Origin of the sequence: Microcoleus sp. D2_18a_B4, assembly GCF_036702475.1 — a bacterium.
Taxonomy (GTDB): Bacteria; Cyanobacteriota; Cyanobacteriia; order Cyanobacteriales; family Microcoleaceae; genus Microcoleus.
The window spans coordinates 56766-62015 of the sequence record NZ_JAUBTL010000047.1; the positions used below are offsets into that span (position 1 = coordinate 56766).

The following is a 5250-nucleotide window of genomic DNA, read 5'->3' on the forward strand; positions in this document are numbered from 1 at the left end:
TAGCGGCGGCACAGCTACCAATAGCGGCGGCACAGCTACCAATAGCGGCGGCACAGCTACCAATAGCGGCGGCACAGGTACGGGGGCATTGCCGGTACAGGTTCCGGGTACGAGTCCGAGTCCGACTGCGGGCGCGACAACTCCGAGTCCGAGTCCTTCGATCGTCCCCACTCCAACTGCGACGACCCCTCCGCCTTTCGGCGGGGGGCCGAGTCCGCCGAGTTTTACATCTCCGACTCCTAACCAGCCGCCGCTCGTGGAAGCGGGCAAGACGGTGACTGGTTTGCAGAATTTGCCTCTGTCTCTGAGCATTTCGGCGCCCAGCGACCCGGAGGGCCAGCCGCTGTCGATCGCGGTAGTCGGACTTCCGAATCCTACTTTTGGTCAGGTAATTACGGGTACGAGCCCCCTCACCGTGAACCAAAAGTTAACCGTTCAGGATTTACTCGGGCTGAAATTCCAACCTGGAACAAACGCGATCGGGCAAGCCGGTTCTTTCAGCTACAGCGTAGCTGACGACCAAGGCGGCACCGCAGCAGCGTCAGTGGCGATTAACATCAATTCTTTCGATACCTCCGTAACTGTTCCAACTCTCCTGCCGCCGATTGCTGTCGATGACGGCATCGTATTTACCAATACGAATAATTTGCTGCCCACTTTCATCGACGTGCTGGCCAACGATTCCAGCCCGCAAAAAGGGACGCTCAGCATTATCAATGTCAGCACACCACAACTGGGGGTAGCTGTAAATCTTGTCTCTCAAGTGCAATTCCTCCCCGGCAACGTAGCGGGTACAACTGCTTTCACCTACAGCGTCAGCGACGGATTCGGGACAATTCCGGGCGTAGGTACTGTCACCGTTCAAATCTTGCCGGCTGATAGCGGGCCTAACAATTTGGTTGGGGGTTCTTTGCCGGACAATTTGGACGGTTTGGCGGGCAGCGATACTATTGATGGTCAAGGCGGCAACGATACGATTAACGGCGGTGTGGATAACGACGTGCTCGTAGGCGGCCTCGGCGCAGATACCATGACGGGGGGCGGCGGCGGCAATCAATACCGCTATACCAGCCCTGCACAAGGTGGCCCGGCTTTTGATGCGGCTTCTTCGGCGGCGATCGAGGCTGCGATCGCGGCGGGCGGATACGATGCGATTACTGATTTTAGCGGTCTCGGTGTGCCGATCGCCGATCAGTTTAATTTTGCCCCCGGATTTGCGAATCTGGGCGGTAACAGCCAAGTTCTGCTGAATGTGCAGACAACTGTTTCTGCAAATATTCTGGGAGGAAGTGCTTTCTTGTTTGCCTACGATTCCGGCGGCAATACTTACATCATTTATGACGGCAATGGCAATAACCTCAGCGGCAGCGATTCTCGCATTTTGGCGAAGTTAAATGGTGTAACTGGGGTTTCTTCTCTTTCGGAATTTGATTTCACTTTTATCTAGGAAGATAAGAGGTTTGAAACCGCAGATAAACGCAGATAAACGCCGATTTTGTTGGCAGTTTATCTGCGTTTATTTGCGTTCATCTGCGGTGAAAAATTAAATCTGATTATCTTCAGAAAAAAGTCCCAACAAAGGGCCGAGAATAGCGCCGAAAACAAAGCCACCGGCGTGGGCCCAGTAGGCAACTCCCCCGGATTCCATGCCGACACTTGCCGGGGCATTCAAGGAAGCCAGGCCGCTCAATGCTTGCTGTGCAAACCAAAATCCTAGAAAGAAGAAAGCGGGGACTCTGACAGTGGTAATAAAGATTCCCAAGGGCAGCAGTGTCAGAACTTTGGCTTGGGGATATCTGAGAATGTAAGCTCCCATCACGCCTGCGATCGCGCCGCTAGCACCTAGGGACGGAATGGCAGATGCTGAGGAGAAAAACCACTGAGTTAGTGATGCTAAAACGCCGCAAGTAAGGTAAAATATTATAAATTTGACGTGTCCTAAACGGTCTTCTACGTTGTTGCCAAAAATCCACAAAAATAACATATTTCCGGCAATGTGAAGAAAGCCTGCGTGCAGGAATTGGGAGCTAATCAGTGTCGTCCATTCGGGAAATGGCGAAACTGGCAGAGCAACCCGACACATATTGCTTAACTGGCAAGGAATTACGGCCCAAGAGTAGAAGAATTGGGTTAATTGTCGATCGCCCAAACTGAGTTCGTACAAAAATACTAATATGTTTGCGGCAATCAGCCCGTAGGTGACGTAGGGAGTGATAGTAATGGGATTTTCATCGCGTAAGGGAACCACAGCCTTTTTTTCCTCATCAAAATATTGGCAACAGAGTAGCGCATTTATAGCCCAGGTGTCTCCTGTCTAAAGGAAGAGGGAACAAACCAATCGATTTTAGATTTTAGATTTTAGATTTTAGAATTGAAGAAAGCGAGTTTACGGATGTATCCGGGGCTGGTTAATAGATTTTAGATTTTAGATTTTAGATTTTAGATTTTAGATTTTAGAATTAAAGAATTAAAGAATTAAAGAATTAAAGAATTAAAGGATTGAAGAAAGCGACCTCACGGATGTATCCGGGGGGTGCTTATCGGATACTATCTTTTTTATTTGTGTACGGATGAATCCGGGGGCTTGTACCGCCGCCGGATGCCGCAAGCTTCCTTCAAACCCGCCGTTTCCCGCTGCAATAATAATAAAACCCATTGAATAAAACCCTCCACCTTGCAGTTAGTTGAATATCTGCTTTTTAGTGTTGGGTTTTATTTTACCGCAAAGGGGTATATTGTAGGAGTGCAGAGCAAGTTTGTAGGGGAGCATCTCATATTTGCAAAAACACTTCTTTCTTCTTCCTTCTGACTCTTTTCTCCTGGCTCCTGACTCCTGACTCCTAATTCCAATTTCGAGCTTTGCTGCTTTCATTGAGATGCTCCCGTTTGTAGTTGCGATATTGATGGGGTTTTAACAAGTCAACACAACTACAAACTTATTTATCCCCTTGCTGATTACATTTTTACAGCGGGGCTAGTCGAAGGTTTAGGCGACTTAATTTCCTGGGAAGCTGCACGGGCGCGGAAGAGTTTAGCAACGACTTGTTCACACTTAGACAAATCCGATTCTATCTCTGTCAAAATCGCCGTTGATACAGGATCTGTGAACTTCACCCGCAGGTTGTTGATATCGACAACACCGGTTTGCAAATCACCTAGAGTGCTCCGCAGCAAAAACGTTTCATCGCTTCCTTGCATAGAAGCTTTTAATTTAGCGTATTTGTCAGCAATTTGGGCAGGCATTGAGGGTTTTTCACCAAAATCGTTGAGGCGACTTTCGAGAGCGATGATGTGGTGCTGTTTGTTTTGAATCATTTCTTTCAAGAGCGATCGCAACTCGCTGTTTTGGGTTTTTTCCGCATAATGTTCAAAGGCTTCGCAAGCATAGCGTTCCCCTGCGAGGGCGGTATTCAAACCTTTAACAATGTCGCCTTGTGTCGAACCTCCCCAACCATTAGCTAATTTCCACCATTCTGCATTTTTGTCAGTTTCTTCTGGCAAACCTACTTCTTTTCCGCCGTAACCGAGGCGAGCCAGAATTGCGGTGGTAAATATTGCTAAATCTCCCGGTTGGCGGGAAGTGATCAAGTTGCCGTCAACGACTAAAGCTTCGTTAATGTAGTTAGCTCCGGCATTGATCATGTCTTTTTTAATTGCCAAGAAACCAGTCGCATTTTTGCCTTTCAGCAAGTCGGCTTCAATCAAAACTTGCGGGCCGTGGCAAACAGCAGCGACAATTTTTCCTTGCTCAAATGCTTCTTGTACAAAACGTACTGTATTGGGATTAGTCCGCATCATATCAGGAGCCATCCCGCCGGGAATTATCACTGCATCGAATTCTGCGGGCAATGCTTCTGTGGTAGTTCCGTCAGCCTGCTGGGCAACTTTTCCTTGTTTCCCTGCATACTTTTCGTTTGTCCGCGAACCGAGGACAACTACTTCAAATCCTGCTTGTTTTAAGGCGTTGTAAGGAACTAGAAATTCGGAATCTTCAACTCCATTTTCAATGAGTATGGCAACTCGTTTGGTGGTGGTGCCGTTATTTGTTGTCATAATCAACTTTCCTCAGACTATCTTCTAATCTAACGCTAAGTGATTGAGGGAGTTTTTAGCGTCTTGCTAAAGTGATAAATTAGTGATTTTTAAAAGATGTCACCGTGAGCCTTTAGAGGTATTTTACAATTGTCTCAATGCACGTAAGAGGCTCCATTAATGTCGATCGTAGTCCCGGTAGCGTGCGTAGCCAAACCCGACGCTAAAAACGCGATAACATTAGCAACATCTTGAGGAGGTGCGATTTTGCCGATCGGGATATCGCGAATAATATCAGCTTCACCGAACTCCTGAATAAACTGATTAGACATTTCTGTACTGACAAATCCCGGCGCAACTGTAAAAGCCAAAATATTATCAGCCGCAAACCCTCTAGCAATGCTGCGAGTTAAAGCAACAATAGCACCTTTAGAAGCGGCGTAGTGCAGATAATTCGGGTCATCGCCGCGAAAAGCAGCACGACTTGCTATATTAATAATTGTACCGCTCTTGCGAGTTTTAAAGTGCAGAATAGATTCCCGGCACAAGTCGGCAACGGCAACTAAATTAACTTGTAGAGTTTGCTGCCAAGCTGACGACCAAATATCGAACTCGTCCTCTATACCCGCTGACTGCATAATCCCCGCATTATTAACTAAAATATCAATATGGCCCCGCCATTTTAAAGCATCTCGCCACAAAGTCGAAGCCGCGTTTTCCACCATCAAATCTGCTGCCAATAAATAACAGCGATCGCGCGCAACACTTGCTGCGATCGCTTCAGCTTCTTTCTGACTGCGAAAGTAATGCAAAATCACCTCGGCCCCAGCATTAACCAGAGTCCGCACCGTCACTGCACCAATCCCTTTAGAGCCACCAGTTACTAAAATTACCTTTCCAGTTAAATCAATCATTTATGTCTCTCTTTTCTCTTTCTCTGTGACCTCTGCGCCCTCTGCGGTTAATAAAAAAAATAAATCCCCTTCACACACGAAATAGAATTGCTATATGATACAGCACATTCCATCCAATGTATATGCCATTTCCTCATGCTGATGGATATCTGCAATAGACATTTCCCAAAAAAATCAAATCCTTTCCCAAGTTGATTTTTATGGGAAATATAGCCACTGCTTACAGCACTATGGATCGCGAATTAAATAACTTACAATTTTAATTGTTATTGTGGGATGGGCGTCCCGCCCGTCCTTTTTGGAC

Annotated in this window: 5 protein-coding genes; 1 reads left to right on the forward strand and 4 read right to left on the reverse strand. The window is 47.0% G+C overall.

Annotation, left to right across the window (positions count from 1 at the left end; translation table 11 throughout):
- The coding region (locus QUB04_RS23490; protein WP_445301089.1) for a calcium-binding protein at positions 1-1447 on the forward strand (1447 nt) is incomplete at its 5' end.
- A gap of 96 nt (positions 1448-1543) precedes the next feature.
- On the opposite strand, the gene QUB04_RS23495 is transcribed toward QUB04_RS23490, so the two are convergent.
- From QUB04_RS23495 to QUB04_RS23510, 4 genes are all read right to left on the reverse strand, one after another.
- Complete coding sequence (locus tag QUB04_RS23495; protein ID WP_333109771.1) at positions 1544-2248, reverse strand: rhomboid family intramembrane serine protease; 705 nt, start codon at positions 2246-2248, stop codon at positions 1544-1546.
- A 432-nt stretch (positions 2249-2680) separates the two neighbouring features.
- Complete coding sequence (locus QUB04_RS23500) at positions 2681-2872, reverse strand: hypothetical protein (RefSeq protein WP_333288069.1); 192 nt, start codon at positions 2870-2872, stop codon at positions 2681-2683.
- An 83-nt stretch (positions 2873-2955) separates the two neighbouring features.
- Positions 2956-4053 carry a DJ-1/PfpI/YhbO family deglycase/protease gene (locus tag QUB04_RS23505; protein ID WP_333288071.1) on the reverse strand — a complete coding sequence of 366 codons (1098 nt, stop codon included), beginning with the start codon at positions 4051-4053 and terminating at the stop codon, positions 2956-2958.
- Positions 4054-4187: 134 nt separating this feature from the next.
- Positions 4188-4946: an SDR family oxidoreductase gene (locus QUB04_RS23510; protein WP_333288073.1), complete on the reverse strand. Its 759-nt coding sequence runs from the start codon at positions 4944-4946 to the stop codon at positions 4188-4190.
- Positions 4947-5250 lie beyond the last annotated feature (304 nt).